This is a genomic window from Enterobacter sp. 186315 (assembly GCF_053290175.1).
In genome coordinates, this window is record NZ_JBPTTK010000003.1 from 18,464 (window position 1) to 33,653 (window position 15,190).

14 protein-coding genes and 2 pseudogenes are annotated in these 15,190 nt (G+C 54.9%); 4 read left to right on the forward strand and 12 right to left on the reverse strand.

What is annotated here, in order from left to right; all coding sequences use genetic code 11:
- Window positions 1-17: 17 nt before the first annotated feature.
- On the forward strand, window positions 18-539 hold the full coding sequence (locus ACSVHP_RS04195) for a hypothetical protein (protein ID WP_447551081.1): 522 nt from the start codon (window positions 18-20) through the stop codon (window positions 537-539).
- Between the two features lie 75 nt (window positions 540-614).
- On the opposite strand, the gene ACSVHP_RS04200 is transcribed toward ACSVHP_RS04195, so the two are convergent.
- Entirely contained in the window at window positions 615-1,109 is a 495-nt protein-coding gene (locus ACSVHP_RS04200; protein ID WP_447551082.1) for a DUF523 domain-containing protein, read from the reverse strand.
- A gap of 114 nt (window positions 1,110-1,223) precedes the next feature.
- Here ACSVHP_RS04200 and ACSVHP_RS04205 point away from each other — a divergent pair, with 114 nt between their 5' ends.
- The gene (locus tag ACSVHP_RS04205) at window positions 1,224-2,438 is read left to right on the forward strand and encodes a serine hydrolase domain-containing protein (protein ID WP_447551083.1); all 1,215 of its coding nucleotides are present in this window, start codon (window positions 1,224-1,226) and stop codon (window positions 2,436-2,438) included.
- Between the two features lie 16 nt (window positions 2,439-2,454).
- On the opposite strand, the pseudogene ACSVHP_RS04210 reads toward ACSVHP_RS04205, so the two are convergent.
- The 3 genes and pseudogenes from ACSVHP_RS04210 to ACSVHP_RS04220 all read right to left on the reverse strand — a co-directional run.
- Window positions 2,455-2,970: pseudogene (locus ACSVHP_RS04210) on the reverse strand (helix-turn-helix domain-containing protein); the annotation flags it as partial.
- A gap of 51 nt (window positions 2,971-3,021) precedes the next feature.
- The gene (locus tag ACSVHP_RS04215) at window positions 3,022-4,089 is read right to left on the reverse strand and encodes a tartrate dehydrogenase (protein ID WP_447551084.1); all 1,068 of its coding nucleotides are present in this window, start codon (window positions 4,087-4,089) and stop codon (window positions 3,022-3,024) included.
- A 14-nt stretch (window positions 4,090-4,103) separates the two neighbouring features.
- Window positions 4,104-5,411: an MFS transporter gene (locus ACSVHP_RS04220; protein WP_447551085.1), complete on the reverse strand. Its 1,308-nt coding sequence runs from the start codon at window positions 5,409-5,411 to the stop codon at window positions 4,104-4,106.
- 130 nt (window positions 5,412-5,541) lie between these two features.
- Here ACSVHP_RS04220 and ACSVHP_RS04225 point away from each other — a divergent pair, with 130 nt between their 5' ends.
- Complete coding sequence (locus ACSVHP_RS04225; protein WP_447551086.1) at window positions 5,542-6,438, forward strand: LysR family transcriptional regulator; 897 nt, start codon at window positions 5,542-5,544, stop codon at window positions 6,436-6,438.
- 88 nt (window positions 6,439-6,526) lie between these two features.
- On the opposite strand, the gene pptA is transcribed toward ACSVHP_RS04225, so the two are convergent.
- Together pptA and ACSVHP_RS04235 are read right to left on the reverse strand one after the other, a co-directional pair.
- Window positions 6,527-6,757 carry a tautomerase PptA gene (gene pptA / locus ACSVHP_RS04230; RefSeq protein ID WP_234672379.1) on the reverse strand — a complete coding sequence of 77 codons (231 nt, stop codon included), beginning with the start codon at window positions 6,755-6,757 and terminating at the stop codon, window positions 6,527-6,529.
- A gap of 38 nt (window positions 6,758-6,795) precedes the next feature.
- Complete coding sequence (locus tag ACSVHP_RS04235) at window positions 6,796-7,410, reverse strand: glutathione S-transferase family protein (RefSeq protein WP_447551087.1); 615 nt, start codon at window positions 7,408-7,410, stop codon at window positions 6,796-6,798.
- Between the two features lie 293 nt (window positions 7,411-7,703).
- On the opposite strand from ACSVHP_RS04235, the gene ACSVHP_RS04240 reads away from it, so the two are divergent.
- Window positions 7,704-8,234: a colicin immunity protein gene (locus ACSVHP_RS04240; RefSeq protein WP_447551088.1), complete on the forward strand. Its 531-nt coding sequence runs from the start codon at window positions 7,704-7,706 to the stop codon at window positions 8,232-8,234.
- A gap of 18 nt (window positions 8,235-8,252) precedes the next feature.
- Here the strand turns inward: ACSVHP_RS04240 and ACSVHP_RS04245 are convergent, their stop codons facing one another.
- The 6 genes and pseudogenes from ACSVHP_RS04245 to ACSVHP_RS04270 form a co-directional block, all read right to left on the reverse strand.
- Window positions 8,253-9,539, reverse strand: coding sequence for a colicin-like pore-forming protein (locus tag ACSVHP_RS04245; protein ID WP_447551089.1), 1,287 nt, complete (start codon window positions 9,537-9,539; stop codon window positions 8,253-8,255).
- A gap of 270 nt (window positions 9,540-9,809) precedes the next feature.
- The gene (locus tag ACSVHP_RS04250) at window positions 9,810-10,697 is read right to left on the reverse strand and encodes a transporter substrate-binding domain-containing protein (protein WP_447551090.1); all 888 of its coding nucleotides are present in this window, start codon (window positions 10,695-10,697) and stop codon (window positions 9,810-9,812) included.
- Window positions 10,698-10,706: 9 nt separating this feature from the next.
- Entirely contained in the window at window positions 10,707-11,480 is a 774-nt protein-coding gene (locus ACSVHP_RS04255) for an amino acid ABC transporter ATP-binding protein (RefSeq protein ID WP_234672373.1), read from the reverse strand.
- Entirely contained in the window at window positions 11,464-12,390 is a 927-nt protein-coding gene (locus ACSVHP_RS04260) for an amino acid ABC transporter permease (protein ID WP_417312827.1), read from the reverse strand. The genes ACSVHP_RS04255 and ACSVHP_RS04260 overlap by 17 nt, the downstream gene beginning before the upstream one ends.
- A 9-nt stretch (window positions 12,391-12,399) precedes the next feature.
- Complete coding sequence (locus tag ACSVHP_RS04265; RefSeq protein WP_234672370.1) at window positions 12,400-12,909, reverse strand: GNAT family N-acetyltransferase; 510 nt, start codon at window positions 12,907-12,909, stop codon at window positions 12,400-12,402.
- Between the two features lie 9 nt (window positions 12,910-12,918).
- Window positions 12,919-15,183: pseudogene (locus ACSVHP_RS04270) on the reverse strand (NtaA/DmoA family FMN-dependent monooxygenase).
- Window positions 15,184-15,190: the final 7 nt, after the last annotated feature.

Here is a 15,190-nt window from a genome sequence, read left to right on the forward strand (position 1 = left end):
AATAAACAGGATAAAAGATGAAAAAAGTATTGGGATTATTATTTGTATTACTTCTGACAGGATGCTCTACCCCCGGTAAACCCGCCTTCTACTACCCCTGGACGCAGTACAAGACGGGTATAGACGTCAACCTTCCAAAAGAACCTAAATTTGTTGATGCGTTTCAGGGTACGCTGCGCCTGGACGACGACGGTGAATACGCGATGATCGTTATATACAACGGCGGCAATGTGGTTAACCATTTCGGCTATGTCACCAAAGGCACGCTTGATAACTGGATTAACCTCTATTCCGGTTTCCTGAAATGGGATCCAAACGATACTGCCGCGACGACCACATTTACCATCCCGGATCACGAGTCGCTGTTCCATAAAGATTATGACGTGGAATACCGCCTGGTTCAGGGCAAGAAGCTGTTCGTGATTAATAAACACAGTAACGGTAACTGGTTCACTGACTTCTCTGAGACATCCATGGATGAGGCGAATGTGATGAAGGCGCTGGATGTGTATGAAGGATTGCGCGGGAAGTTGAAATAAAATTTGTTTATATCTGAAGTGGCCGTTCACGGCCATTTTCTTTTTCAGATTGGTTTCATCATAAACAGGATTAAGTTAACCCTCTCTTTCCTTAATCCAATGAATGAGTGCCGGGATCTGCGTCTCAGAGAAAACAGCAATCCCGTGTTCGGCAAAGAGTGATGCAGCCACACCCATACCAGCTTTGCGAATATTGTTGAAAGACCCGTCATAAATATTCTGGCTACCACAGGTTGGGCTGCCGTCGGTTAACAATGCAGCGCGACAACCCGCTTCCTGGGCGGTGCGTAGCGCCAGCCAGGCTGCAAGCTGATAGTGTTCGGTCACATCGTGGCCGGTATTCTCGATGATTCTGCCCCGCCCGTGCATAACATCAGAACCATCGGCACACAAAATTTCGGCGGGTGGTCGCGGAACAGGCAGACCGGCGGCCAGTTCAGGACAGTGGATCACCAGGCGTCGCTCTTGCTCCCACAGGGCAAGTTGCGATATCACCTTCGCTTTTTCACTTCCGTTGTAACGAACACGAAAGCCCATAAGACAGGCGCTGACGAGTATTTTAATTTTCATTGTGCCTTCCCCTGATCGCCTAATTCGGTCAAAAATCGTGGCCTATATTACGTTAAAGCCCTCTGAGTGTGATACATTCCGGCCCGCTTATGTCCATCATCCACGCTACCCGGTATGCAGAATAGAATTAAAGATTATCGCTGGCTTCTGCTTGTTATCCCTTCTCTCACCGGCTGTGGCACGCTCTCGCAAATGTCCTCCCCTGAGGGGACTCAGGAACTTTTTACTCACCAATCGCTGGACGGCGACGTTGATAGCGTGGTGCGCCACTATATGGCGCAAAAATCCGTGCCTGGAATGACGGTTGCGGTGATCCATCATCACGGCTCTCCGCAGTTTTACAGCTGGGGCGTCACCGATGCGGTTCATCAGTACCCGATCCGGCCAGATACCCTGTTTGCCCTCGGCTCGCTGAGCAAAGGGATCACCGCTGAAGTGGTGGCTTGCCTGGTGAATGAAGGGCGGCTGCATTGGGACGATAACCTCGGGACGCTGCTGCCACCGGGTACGCCGCTCAGCGTGGATGCGCAAAAAATCACCCTACTGGAACTGGTGACGCACACCTCCGGCCTGCCGCGTCAGAATATGGATATTCCGATGCTGGGCAAATTCATCCGCTATTTAGGCAGCGGTGAAAATTTCTATACAGAACTGGATAGCAATAACGTGCTGCGTTATCTGGATAACTGGCAGGCACCGCAGCAAAAAGTGCCGGAATATTCTAATCTGGGCTACGCCCTTATCGGCTATATCCTGCACTATAAGACCGGCGAAGATATTCAGCGATTAGCATCAACGTATATTTTCCAGCCGCTGCACATGGCTAACAGTAGCTTTATCCCCGAGCAGCTAAAAGGCTATCCACAACGCGCCCTTGGCCATGCAGGCGATCAGCCTAAATTCATTCCGCGCGGGCAGCTCACGCCGGACTGGCATTTTTCCAACAATATGGTGGCGGCCGCGAGTTTGTACAGTAACGCTGAAGATCTCGCCGCCTATGTTCACTATCACGTATCGACTACCCACAATACCTTACTCGATAACGTGTTTGCCGAAGTCAGCAATACCGATATTCAGCGTCCCGACGGTGTTCAGGGTATTGCCTGGACCACAGATTTTATCGGCGTGGAAAAAATCACTTATCAGGTTGGCTATATTGGCGGTTACTCAAGCTTTATTGGTTTTGATAAAAAGAGAGGCAATGCGGTGGTCGTGCTACAAAATACCTTTAACTGGAGCAATTATATTGGCATCGCGTTATTGATGGATATGGCGAATAACGACAGCCTCACTCCTGACAGTCGTTTGTCGAACATCCTGGCGCCTTAAGGACTTTTATCTTCGGCTACGCTTGCCCTGCCAGCCTATACTCCGGCACCCTTCTCACCGTTCCCGTCAGGCTATCAAACACCTCGGTTTCCGACGTCACTATCCTCACCCCAGCCTTTCTTAACCGCTGCACGTCTGCGGCAATACGCTGAATGCCAAACCAGAACAGGCCGTCAAGAGGCGTGACGGACAACCCGCTTTCCAGCGCCAGCTTAAGCCGCTCTTTTGGGGATTTAACCTGCTGGGCAATCTGCCGATATGGGGTTTCATCGGCACCCTGAGCATCACTGCGATGAATGCGGGTTTTAAGATGGTAGGTAAATTCGTCGGGGATCCCGCTGAGATCCATTTTCAGGCTGTACACGCAGCCAAACCGCTTGCCGTTAAACAGGACGTTTTTCTGACCAAGCTGAAGTTCATCTCTCACCGCGTCGATAAGCTGGGGCGCGCGGGTAAGCAGCAGGCGGAAGTTTCCGGCAGCGCGCCGATCAGCGCTTCGTGCGGGTCGGCGCTTTTCACGGCAGCCATGAAGATTTCAGTAAGCGCCCCTCTCAGGGCGCTGTCGTTTGTCTGAACCATAGGCTTAACCTTCACGGATAGCGCGGATCACCGCCTGGGTGACCTCTCGGGTATTGGCCGTGCCGCCTACGTCAGGCGTCATGATCCCCTCGGCGCATACGACCTCAACCGCCGACATCAGGCGGGTTGCCGCATCCGTTTCCCCGAGGTGCTCCAGCATCTGCGCCGCCGTCCAGAAGCTGGCAACCGGGTTTGCGATGCCCTTACCGGTGATATCAAACGCAGAGCCGTGGATAGGCTCAAACATCGACGGGAAACGACGCTCAGGATCGATGTTCGCCGTCGGCGCTACCCCCAGGCTACCCGCCAGCGCCCCCGCCAGATCCGAGAGAATATCCGCATGAAGGTTGGTGGCCACAATGGTGTCCAGCGATTCCGGGTGCAGCGTCATCCGCACCGTCATGGCGTCCACCAGCATTTTATCCCAGGTCACATCCGGGAATTCGCGCGCCACCTCAGCGGCGATTTCATCCCACATCACCATCCCGTGACGCTGGGCGTTAGATTTGGTCACCACGGTTAACAGCTTGCGCGGACGAGACTGCGCCAGACGAAACGCGTAGCGCATAATGCGGGTGACGCCGGTACGGGTGAAAATAGCCACCTCGGTACCCACTTCTTCCGGCAGCCCCCGGTGCGCACGCCCGCCGTGACCGGAATATTCACCTTCAGAGTTCTCACGCACGATGACCCAGTCGAGGGTGCCCGGCACCGCCTTACGCAGCGGCGACTGAATGCCCGGCAGGATTTTGGTTGGACGCACGTTCGCGTACTGGTCAAACCCCTGACATATCGGCAGGCGCAGGCCCCACAGCGTAATGTGGTCCGGCACGTCCGGCGCGCCGACCGCGCCAAAATAGATGGCGTCGAACGCTTTCAGCTGCTCCAGCCCGTCTTCCGGCATCATCACCCCGTGCGTTTTATAGTAATCAGAGCCCCACTCAAAGGTATGAACCGCGAAACGGATATTTCCCTGGCGCTCGGCCAGCGCGTGAAGCACATCCACCCCTGCGGAAATCACCTCCGGGCCGATACCATCTGCGGGAATAGCGGCAATTGAATACGCTTTCATAGTTATGTTCCTTATTAATGTTTTGGTTGAATCAGCGTGCCGCTGGCCTGGGCTTTTCGGGCGGATGCCGACAGCCACAGGACAACAAGCGAAGAGAGAATGAGCAGCCCGGCCACGAACCACAGGCCCCACGTATAGCTGCCGGTCTGCTGTTTAATGAGGCCAATCATGAACGGCCCGACGAAACCGCCCAGATTGCCCAGCGAGTTGATGGTGGCGATCCCCGCCGCCGCCGCCGAGCCTGATAAGAACAGCGTTGGCATACTCCACAGCGGCGGTTTAGAGGCGCTGATCCCGCAGTTGACGATGGTCAGAGCGAAGATAACCCCGATAACGCTGGCCGCATTTCCGGCCATAAACAGCCCTACCGCCGCCAGCAGACAGGCGCCGATAACGTGCCACGGACGTTCGCCGGTTTTATCCGAGTGCCGCGCCCACAGCACCATCGCGCAGACGGCAATCACGGCGGGCACGGCATTCAGCAGGCCGACCGACATCGATGAAATCCCCAGGGTTTTGATGATCTGCGGCGACCAAATGCCCAGCGTGTACAGCCCGGCAGAGGTACCGAAATAGACCAGCGACAGGGCAAGAACGCGCTTATCCAGCAGCCCTTTCCAGACGCTGTGCTGGGCGGTGGCCTGCTTCGCGGCGTTTTCCCGGGCAAGCGTCGCAATCAACCAGCCGCGCTCCTCGTCATCAAGCCATTTGGCCTTTTCCGGGCGGTCGGTCAGCCAGAACAGCACCACCACGCCCAGAATGACCGCCGGAACGGCTTCGAGCACGAACATCCACTGCCAGCCCGCAAAGCCCATCAGGCCGTGCATTTCGAGCAGCGCGGCGGACACCGGCGAGCCGAGCGCGGTAGAGATAGGTGCCGCCGCCATAAAGATCGCCGTGACCTGAGCGCGTTTCTGCGTCGGAAACCAGTAGCTGAGATAGAGAATGATGCCGGGGAAGAATCCGGCTTCCGCCACGCCGAGCAAAAAGCGCAGCGTGTAGAAGCTCGTCGTACCCTGAACAAAGGCCATCGCACCGGAGACCAGCCCCCAGGTGATCATCACCCGGGCGATCCAGATACGTGCGCCGACCTTATGCAGGATCAGGTTTGAGGGCACTTCGAGGAGGAAATAGCCGAGAAAGAATATTCCCGCCCCAAAACCAAATACGGCGGGCGAGAACCCCAGCTCCTCGTTCATGGTGAGCGCCGCGAAGCCGATGTTTACGCGGTCGAGAAAAGCGATGAAATACAACAGCATGATGAAGGGTACGATGCGCAAGGTGATCTTGCGCATGACCCGTTGTTCGATTGTGCAGGTCATGAGGTGTGTTCCTTATAATTTTTTATGTAGGGTCGCAGTCGGGCTGCTGTGAATGAGTATGCTGATTTTTCTTGCAGGATCATGCGCTACGGTTTATACAAAAAAATGCAATAATCGAGGGTGGGTAAAAATGGAACTTCAGCACTTACGCTGTTTTCTGGCGGTCGCAGAAACCCTGCATTTTGGTGAGGCGGCACATCGTCTGGATATGCTTCCGTCTGCGCTTGGCAGGAACATTCGTCTTTTAGAAGAAGCACTTGGCACACGGCTGTTTACCCGCTCGACCCGCCGGGTGGCGTTGACGGAAAACGGGATATTGCTGCGCGAAGAGGCGCGAAAGCTCCTCGCCCATGCCGATGCGATTATGTTGCAATTTCGTCAAAATCCGCGCCGCGTCCAGCCGCTTTTACGCGTTGGCACCATCGACAGCGCCGCGATTGGCCTGCTGCCAGGGTTACTGCAACTTTTTCGCCAGCGTTTCCCTGAGGTGGAGATCCAGCTGTACGAAGATAAAACCGTGCATCTCCTGCCGAAGCTTAAAAGCGGCAGGCTCGATCTGGTGTTTATCCGCCCGCCTGCCCAGCTCGACCCGCAGTTTGACCGCCTGTTTTTGTGCCATGAGCCGGGGATCCTCGCCCTTCCTTCGAGTCACCCGTTCGCCGACCGGGACGCGGTTGAGATCCGCGAGCTGGAGGGAATGCCGATGATCCTGCCGGAGCGACGCTCTCGCCCTCACAGCCATGATTTGACCATGAACCTGTTTCACAATGCTGGCGTTCAGGTGACAGTGTCACAGATGGCGGACGAGAAACAGACCATTATCAACCTGGTCGCCGCCGGGATTGGCCTGGCGATTGTGCCTGCGTGGAGCAGCCGTTTTCAGGTCGCGGGCGTGAAGTTTGTGCAGCTAACGGGACCGGAAGCCACGGGAATGCCGCTGGAGGCGGTGTGGATGCATGATGCGCAGGATGAGATCAGAGACAGCATGCTGGCGATGCTGAAAGAACATCCAGAGTTGTATGGTTAATCGCCGGGTGGCGGCTTCGCCTTACCCGGCCTACATATTCCAGCCATTTCGTAGGCCGGGTAAGCGCAGCGCCACCCGGCAACGAGGCTTACATCGAATACCCGGGCTTCTTAATCAGCTCATCCAGCTTAGGGCCGATCTCAACGTCCCAGACCTGCGCTTTCCACTCTTCCGGCTGCACCTGGTTCAGCGCAACCGATACTGAACTGTCTTTGCTGTCGAAATGACGAATAATCACCTCGGCGATATCGGCCGCCAGGGCGGATTTTTGTTCGTCATTCAAATCGCGGGGAAAACATTTGATATCTACGTGTGGCATTTGCAGGTTTCCTTTTATGTAATCGCCTTCCAACGTTATCAGATAATCTCGTTAGCCTTTAACACCTTGTGCAGTTCCGGCAGCGCGCACACCGAATCTGCCACAGCGGTGATGTTTGGCGTGTTGGCCGCGAACCAGTCGTGTCGCGGCCCCCAGGTACGAGCCACCGCGATATAAACGTCAAGCAGCGTTAATTGTTCCCCCAGCGCAAACGGGGCGGCTTTTAGCTGTCTGTCAAACCACAGGTAAAGTGATTTACGGTACTCGATGCAGTTTTTCTGTAACTCGCCTGGCGCGGTGGGCGCCCAGCGCTCAGGGTAATCGGCAAAGGTAAAGGTGGGATAAACGTTAGCGACGAACCAGATTAGCAGGCGCTGAAACTGCTGGCGCTCGGCTTTACCTACGGGCGGAGCCAGATCCGGGCAGCGGTCGAGCACCATCAGAGCAATCGCCGCCGTTTCGGTCATGATCTGCCCGTTTTCCAGCTCCAGCGTGGGCACCTGACACAGCGGATTGAGCTTTTTCAACAGCTCGCGCTGTGGGCCGGGCTGGTCAAACCCGTCCACGTTAACGAACTGATACGGAATATCGGCCAGCGTCAGCATCACTTCGCTGATGGCCGATCCCCAGCCGGGTACGCCATAGAGTTTCATCGTGTTGCCCTCTCAGGGATAAAACCCTAAGTGTAGAGCAGCCTTAATAGGTATGGTGAGGGCGAAGTGTAGTGACCTGCATTTGAAATCGGCCCGACATGTATTTATCAACGGTTTAGAGCCCACATTAGCGGCAAATCATCCGGGAATTTAATCGTTTTATCCAAAGCCTGGTAATTTACAAATATATAGACGCCGCAAAAAATAGATATATCATAGGAGCGTAAAATCTTTCCTGGTAAAGGAAAACATGAAGAACCGGCGGGACGGGGTAAAGGAGAGGTTAAAGAAAAATGAGTATAACTGAAACTGAAAGCAATAATGCAGCAAACAGGATAATGTATCTTTTTATGGCAATTGGCATTGTCCCGCTACTGGTTATTTTCACAATATATTTATGTAATCCCGACTCGCTTGTACTGAGTGATATAGTTTCAGGAACTGCAAGTCTTCCAGCAGTGACATCACTGGCAAATCCACTGATGACAAAAGCCATGGATGTTTATTGTAAAACAGCACCATTCTTCGCACTTGCCTTATTTATCTGTTCATTTAAAAAAAGAAAGTTAATCAAGCCTTACAAACATTCAGCGCTAATTCGTTCGTGTCTGCTTGGCCCCTTCTTTTATTTCTTTTATGTGTACATGCTTTTGTTCAGAAATGTAGAGTTAACCACGACTGGTAGGCCTGTAAAATTAATGTCTAGTAATGATGTAACATTGTTATTGTTTTATATTGGTCTATATCTTTCAGTGTTCATTTTGACCTATTTCATTCTTCTTATTCCTGTCATCGCATATAAACTGGTTAAAGAAAGGCGGTAATACCGCCTTTCTTTTTCGTTAATGAGCGGGGCGGACTATTTCATTATTTATTTTATCAACTAGTTTATCATCGATCATGGAGGAAACGATGACCGCAACAATAATACCCATGATTCCAACTATCGTTAAAGAAACACCAGCGCTCAGAAGCGCGCTTCCAACGATAGCTGAAAATAACCCCAGTGCGATGCTCCCGGCCACACCGCTCACAATCCATGATTCAACCTCCAGAACTAGTGGTCCCCAATTCCCTGTCTCATAACCCACAATACTTTTTTCCCTGACCTTCTCAATCTTCAAGACAGTACCAGCAATATTGAAACCTTTGCTGAGATTACCTAATTTGTTTGCCATGTCAGAGGCATTCACATGTTTCCATGCGTTAATCAGCGCATTTTTGTCTGCCTGATTAATCTTCATATTTGGGTTTGAAATTAGTTTGTTCAGGGACTTCATCGCATCGTTAAAATTACGAATATTTTTCCCTTGGAACTTTTTGATATTACCCGCAATATCTTTCGCAACCAAGTTATATTTATTACCCAGTGTTTTACTGACCTTTTCACCAACATCAGAAATAATATCACTGGCCTGTAGGAGTGCATCAGCTTCGTTCTTTTTATTTTCAGCTGCAACTGCGGCCAGTTTTTTATCTTCAGTCAGCATTGACTGAAGGGACTTGAGCAGGTTCCCTCTCGCTGCTGCCGGAATCTTACCCGTACGTAACATTTCTTTATACAGGTTCATCAGAGCTTTTCGGGAAGGACGGTCGGAATAATATTTATTAACCCGATCTTCCAGCGAGGGTTTGCTATTTTTTTTATTTTCCTCTTCAACAGCTTCAGACACTAGATTCCCTACAGCACTACCATGTTGCTGACCTGTGCCCGGTATTTTATGTCCGGTCTCAATTTTACCAAACGTAAAGTTCCCCGCTACCGTCTTTAGCCCTATCAGCCCACTGAGTCCAATAGTGCTGGCCTGTGAAACATCGAGTCCCGTAATGGATACTTCCATAACACCTGTAGCGGAAATACTGTCAATGGAGACCTTAGCTGCCGAATTCATCAACTGAGCTTTCCGGGTAAGCTCTACCAGTTTTTGGCGGATAACCGGGTCATTCCGAATATCAGACGCTTGTTTCTTTTGAGCAGGAGTACCAGATGTTCCTCCAGAACTCCCATTCCCGCCACTATTTCCGCCAGGTTTATTGTTTCCGCTACTGCCGCCGCCACTGCCGTAGGGGTCATTTGGCCCCATGTTTCCGAATTGTGAACCACCGCCGATTGAGTTTTCACCTGCCATCTTTTTTCCCTGATGTTGTTATTAAATCCATAAGTAGAGTATACATTTCGGGGTGACAGATAAAGAAGTCTAAAGCCCGGATAGCGACGAATATGTTGTCGGTGTTGCTGAGTCTACTGTCCCCGAAACGGAACTGCATCCGACCTGCTCTGCGATGGCGTGCAATGGGTAATCGCTAAGGTAACCATTTCACAAGTGAGTGATTTTTTTTACTCAGATCCAGTTCAGAAAAGCCAGATGTCGCATTTCGCAGCTTCGCTCCCACCAGGCCTAATAGGTTATCCCAGGCGGGTTAACCTCCGATTGCGCCACCGCTTCGCCCTGCTCGCCCCAGCGCGCCAGCACCTTCTGGTACTCTCCGCGTTTAATCGCACCGTCCAGCGCCGCCTGAAGCGCATACACCAGCTGATTGCCCTTTTTGGTGGTGGTGGCGACGTAGGCTTTTTTCGGCCCTAAGCCGACCACGCGGGTTTTGCTCGTGAGCGCGGCCTTATAGGCCGATACCGACTGCGGGCCGAAGAACACGTCCGCCCTGCCGGACTGGATGTACAAATTGCCGGAAGCGTCGTCGGTCAGATAAACCGGCAGCGCGGGCTCGCGTCCCGCTTGTTTGTTCTCCTCGTTCCAGCCGAGCAGAATGCGCTCCTGATTGGTGCCAGAACCGACGATGACCTTCTTCCCTGCCAGATCTTCCGCGCTTTTCACCGACTGAACGTCGCTGGTGGATTTCACCGAAAACGCCAGCGAATCGACGCGGTAGGTGGCGAAATCAAACTTCTCTTTACGCTGTTCGGTCACCGCAATGTTCACCAGCGCCACGTCGTAGCGCCCGGAGGAGATCCCCAGCGGCCAGTCTTCCCAGGCGGTCGGCACCAGCTTTAGCTTCAGCCCCAGGCTGCCCGCCAGCAGGCGGGCGATATCCGGGTCGCTGCCGATACGCGTGCGGTTATCGCTCGCAAGCAGCGCCAGCGGCGGCGAGTTGAGGGCGGAAATGGCGACGGTTAACGTCCCCGGCTCCACAAACTGATAGTCAGCCGGGATCTTCGCCACCGCCTGCGGATCGACCGTTACCGGCAGCGGCTGCTCGTTAGCTTTTAAATCAATGCTGGCGTGCCCCGTAAACGCCACGCCCAGCAGCGCCAAAACGCCATATTTCATACTTGCTCCTTACAGCACTTTTGACAGGAACTGGCGCGTTCGCGCGTGCGAAGGACGATTCAACACCTCGTCGCTGCTGCCCTGCTCAACGATTTTGCCGTCGACCATAAATACCACCTGATCCGCCACTTCCCGGGCAAAGCCGATTTCGTGGGTCACCACCACCAGCGTGGTGCCGGAACGGGCCAGCTTTTTGATGACGTCCAGCACCTCGCCCACCAGTTCCGGGTCGAGGGCCGAGGTCGGCTCGTCGAACAGCATGACGCGCGGACGCAGCGCCAGCGCGCGGGCAATGGCGATGCGCTGCTGCTGACCGCCGGAAAGATGCCGGGACCAGGCGTCGGCCTTATCGCGCAGCCCCACCACGTCCAGCAGGCCGTGCGCGCGGTCGATGGCCTCTTTGCGGCTCAGCTGCTTGTGGGCAATCGGCGCCTCAATCAGGTTTTCCAGCACCGTCAGGTGGGGAAACAGATTAAAGTTCTGGAAAACGTAGCCCACGTTGACGCGCTGTTTGAGGATCTCTTTCTCTTTGAGCTCGTAAAGCTTGTCGCCCTGGCGGCGGTAGCCAATGTAGTCCCCGTCGATCTGAATAAAGCCCTCGTCAACGCGTTCAAGATGGTTGATGGTGCGCAGCAGCGTCGATTTACCGGAGCCGGACGGCCCGAGGATCACCGTCACCGATCCCGGCGGGATCTCCAGCGTGACGTTATCAAGCGCCTTATGCCGGCCAAAGAACTTACTGACGCCGGTGATGGAAATGTGTCCTTCAGGAGAGGCTTGCATGGACGGGCTCCTGTGTTTGCGTGGTGGTAACCGTGCGGGTACGGCTGCTGGCGCGGTTCTGATTTACCGCCGAGCGGCGTTCGCTGCGGGCCAGCGCGCGTTCCACTAAATGCTGAATAATCGACAATACGGTGGTAATCACCAGATACCACACCGCCCCGACCATCAGCAGCGGGATGACTTCCTGCGTGCGGTTATAGATCATCTGAATGGTGTAGAACAGCTCCGGCATTGCCAGCACGTAGACCATCGCCGTGCCCTTCGCGAGGCTGATGATTTCGTTGAAACCAGCGGGAAGAATAGTGCGCAGCGCCTGCGGCAGGATAATGCGCACGGTGCGTCGCCAGGCCGGTAATCCCAGCGCGGCGGCCGCTTCGTACTGACCGTGGTCGACCCCGAGGAATCCGCCGCGAATAATCTCTGCGGTGTAGGCGCTTTGCACCAGCGTCAGCCCGACCACGGCGGTGGAGAACTGCCCCAGCACGTTGATGGTTTCAAAGCTGCCCCAGGTGATGCGGGTAAACGGCACGCCGAGCGACAGCGTGTCGTAGAGGTAGGAGAAGTTATACAGGATGATCAGCACCACAATCAGCGGCAGCGAGCGGAACAGCCAGATATAGCCCCAGGCCAGGCTGCTCAACAGCCAGGAGGAGGATAACCTCGCCAGCGCCAGCATCCCGCCAATCACCACGCTCAGGGCGGTGCCGATCAGCGTCAGCAGCAGAGTCTGGCCCAGGCCCTCCAGGATCACCGGATCGAAGAACCAGCGGGCGAACACGGCCCATTCCCAGCGCGGGTTGAAGGCCACGGACTGGATCACCACGGCCAGCACAAAGAGCGCCGCCACGGCACCGACCGCGCGCAGCGGGTAACGCGCCGGGACCACCTTTATGGTTTCAACGTTGTTCATCGTCGTTCCTCATGCGGTTTTACTGAACGCTTCGCGTACCAGCGTTTTGGTGAAGCGCAGCCGTCCGTCGAACGGCGGCTGGCTGTACTCTTCCGGATCGCGGTTGAGATCGAACTGCGGCTGATAGCCCTGGCTGATATACAGCCTGACCGCTTCCGGCTGGCGAAAACCGGTGGTGAGGTAAATCTGGCTATAGCCCGCCAGCACCGCCCGGCGCTCCAGCTCCTGCACCACGCGCCCGGCGAGCCCCTGCTTACGCAGGGTTTTATCGGTCCAGATGCGTTTGATCTCAGCGGTGCGATCGTCAAAGGGTTTGTACGCGCCCGTGGCGATGATCTCCCCGTCGCGCTCCAGCACAATGAATAACCCCTGCGGCGCCAGATACCACTCCGTCAGCTCCACTTCCGCGTCTTTGGAAAAATAGTCGCCATAGCGGGCGGCGTATTCACCGAACAGCCCTTCGATAATGGGCTGAAGATCGGCGTCCTCCGGCGACACGTCACGAAATTGCTCGCTCATAAAGCCCCCTTAATCGCCCAGACCCGCCGGGTTAACTTCGGAATTAGGTATGCGTTCAACCCCTTCCCCCCAGCGGTTCAGCACTTTGTCGTAATCCCCGTTTTTAATCACGCCGTTCAGCGCGGTCTGAACCGGCTCCACCAGGCCGCTGCCTTTTTTCAGGGTGACGGCGATGTGCGCCGCCTTCGGCCAGCCGCCGTCAACGCTGCCCACCAGCTTGGTTTTACCCGTTAACGCCGCTTTCCACGCGCCAATCACGTTTGGCCCGAAGAAGGCGTCCGCGCGCCCGGACTGGATCGCCAGGGTTTGTGCCGCGTCGTCTTTGGTATACACAGGCGTGAACGGCTTAAGGCCTTTTTTGAGGTTCTCGGCGTTCCACGCCAGCAGAATGGCCTCCTGATTGGTTCCAGAGCCTACGATGATGCGCAGCCCGGCGATATCTTCCGCTTTCTCAATTGCCTCGATCGGGCTGGTGGATTTGACGTAGAAGCCCAGCGAATCCTTGCGGTAGGTGGCAAAATCAAACTTCTCTTTGCGCTCTTTGGTCACCGTGATGTTGCTGATAGCGGCGTCATACTTCCCGGACGCGACGCCAAGCGGCCAGTCTTCCCAGGAGGTGGGCACCACGTTCAGCTCCAGCCCCAGGCTGTCGGCCACCAGACGCGCCACGTCGACCTCGCTGCCGAGCAGGGTTTTGTTGTCGTCGGAAAACACCGTCAGCGGCGGGGAGTTGAGCGCGGCGACCGCCACGGTAAATTTTCCCGGTACGGCGAAGCGATAATCTTTCGGCAGCTGCGCCACCGCAGCGCCGTTTTTAGCGGTGTTGATCGGCGTTTTGTTGGCCTCGATGCTCACGCCCGTGCCGTTAATATTCACATTCTCTGCCCAGACGGCAGGAGTAAAGGCCAGCGCGAGCGCCAGAATAAGCGATGTTTTCTGCATAGCGACGGTTCTCTTTTATTGTTGTGTGAACTGATTTTTAGGTTGTTCTAAACCCAGGCTTTCGCGAAGCGTGGTGCCAGGGTATTCCGTGCGGAACAGGCCACGCGCCTGCAAAACCGGCACCACCTGGTCGACAAAACGCGGGAAGGTGTCCGGCGTACCGCCCTGAATGATAAAACCGTCGGCGGCGTAGCCCTCAAACCACGCCTGTAGCCCGTCCGCCACCTCTTCCGGCGTGCCCGAGAAGCGCGGGCGCGGCGAGGCGGCCTCCAGCGCCACCTGACGCAGGGTTAAGCCGCGTTCGCGGGCGTTGCGTTTGATCTCATCGGTAGTGCTGCGAAAACTGTTCTGCCCCAGATCGCCGATATCCGGGAACGGCTCGTCCAGCGGATACTGGCTAAAGTCGTGGTGTTCGAAATACCGCCCGAGATAGTTCAGCGCATCGTTAATCGATACCAGCGCGGCGGTGGTTTGATACTGACTTTCAACGTCGTCGGCATCGTTACCGACAATCACGCTGACGCCCTGGAAAATATGCAGATCCGCTGCGCGTCGGCCGTTTATTTCGAGCTGCTGTTTCACGTCGTGATAAAAGGCTTTTGCCTCTTCCAGCGTGTCGTGGTGGGTAAAAATGGCATCCGCATGTTTCGCCGCCAGCTTTTTACCGTCGTCCGACGCGCCCGCCTGAAATACAATCGGACGACCCTGCGGGGTGCGGCCAATATTCAGCGGCCCGGCGACCTGGAAAAAATCCCCCTGATGGTTAAGGGCGTGCAGTTTTTCCGGATCAAAGAACTGGCCGCTCTCTTTATTGCGCACAAAGGCATCGTCTTCCCAGGAATCCCATAACCCTTTCACCACGTCGAGATATTCGTCGGCAATGCGGTAACGCAGGGCGTGTTCCGGATGCTTATCACGAGAGAAATTCTTCGCGGAGCCTTCCAGCGGTGAGGTCACCACGTTCCAGCCTGCCCGGCCGTTGCTCAGGTGATCGAGGCTGGCAAACTGGCGCGCGACGGTAAACGGCTCACTGTAGGAGGTCGATAAGGTGCCGACCAGCCCCAGACGGGAGGTAATACTGGCGAGCGCCGATAAGACCGTGAGCGGCTCGAAGCGATTTAAAAAATGCGGAATGGATTTCTCGTTAATATAAAGGCCGTCGGCAACGAATAAAAAATCCAGCTTGCCCTCTTCCGCTTTTAACGCCGTGTCCTTCACAAAGTTAAAATTAATACTGGCATCGGCGATAGCCGCCGGATGACGCCATGCGGACATATTCCCGGACGCACCATGCAATATGGTTCCCAGCCGCAGTTGTCGGGTTGTCGTCATAGTTACC

Excerpts from the sequence above, each read along its gene's own strand:
- ACSVHP_RS04195 (WP_447551081.1), top strand. The coding sequence starts at position 18 with ATGAAAAAAGTATTGGGATTATTATTTGTATTACTTCTGACAGGATGC.
- ACSVHP_RS04200 (WP_447551082.1), bottom strand. The coding sequence starts at position 1,109 with ATGAAAATTAAAATACTCGTCAGCGCCTGTCTTATGGGCTTTCGTGTT.
- ACSVHP_RS04205 (WP_447551083.1), top strand. The coding sequence starts at position 1,224 with ATGCAGAATAGAATTAAAGATTATCGCTGGCTTCTGCTTGTTATCCCT.
- ACSVHP_RS04215 (WP_447551084.1), bottom strand. The coding sequence starts at position 4,089 with ATGAAAGCGTATTCAATTGCCGCTATTCCCGCAGATGGTATCGGCCCG.
- ACSVHP_RS04220 (WP_447551085.1), bottom strand. The coding sequence starts at position 5,411 with ATGACCTGCACAATCGAACAACGGGTCATGCGCAAGATCACCTTGCGC.
- ACSVHP_RS04225 (WP_447551086.1), top strand. The coding sequence starts at position 5,542 with ATGGAACTTCAGCACTTACGCTGTTTTCTGGCGGTCGCAGAAACCCTG.
- pptA (WP_234672379.1), bottom strand. The coding sequence starts at position 6,757 with ATGCCACACGTAGATATCAAATGTTTTCCCCGCGATTTGAATGACGAA.
- ACSVHP_RS04235 (WP_447551087.1), bottom strand. The coding sequence starts at position 7,410 with ATGAAACTCTATGGCGTACCCGGCTGGGGATCGGCCATCAGCGAAGTG.
- ACSVHP_RS04240 (WP_447551088.1), top strand. The coding sequence starts at position 7,704 with ATGAGTATAACTGAAACTGAAAGCAATAATGCAGCAAACAGGATAATG.
- ACSVHP_RS04245 (WP_447551089.1), bottom strand. The coding sequence starts at position 9,539 with ATGGCAGGTGAAAACTCAATCGGCGGTGGTTCACAATTCGGAAACATG.
- ACSVHP_RS04250 (WP_447551090.1), bottom strand. The coding sequence starts at position 10,697 with ATGAAATATGGCGTTTTGGCGCTGCTGGGCGTGGCGTTTACGGGGCAC.
- ACSVHP_RS04255 (WP_234672373.1), bottom strand. The coding sequence starts at position 11,480 with ATGCAAGCCTCTCCTGAAGGACACATTTCCATCACCGGCGTCAGTAAG.
- ACSVHP_RS04260 (WP_417312827.1), bottom strand. The coding sequence starts at position 12,390 with ATGAACAACGTTGAAACCATAAAGGTGGTCCCGGCGCGTTACCCGCTG.
- ACSVHP_RS04265 (WP_234672370.1), bottom strand. The coding sequence starts at position 12,909 with ATGAGCGAGCAATTTCGTGACGTGTCGCCGGAGGACGCCGATCTTCAG.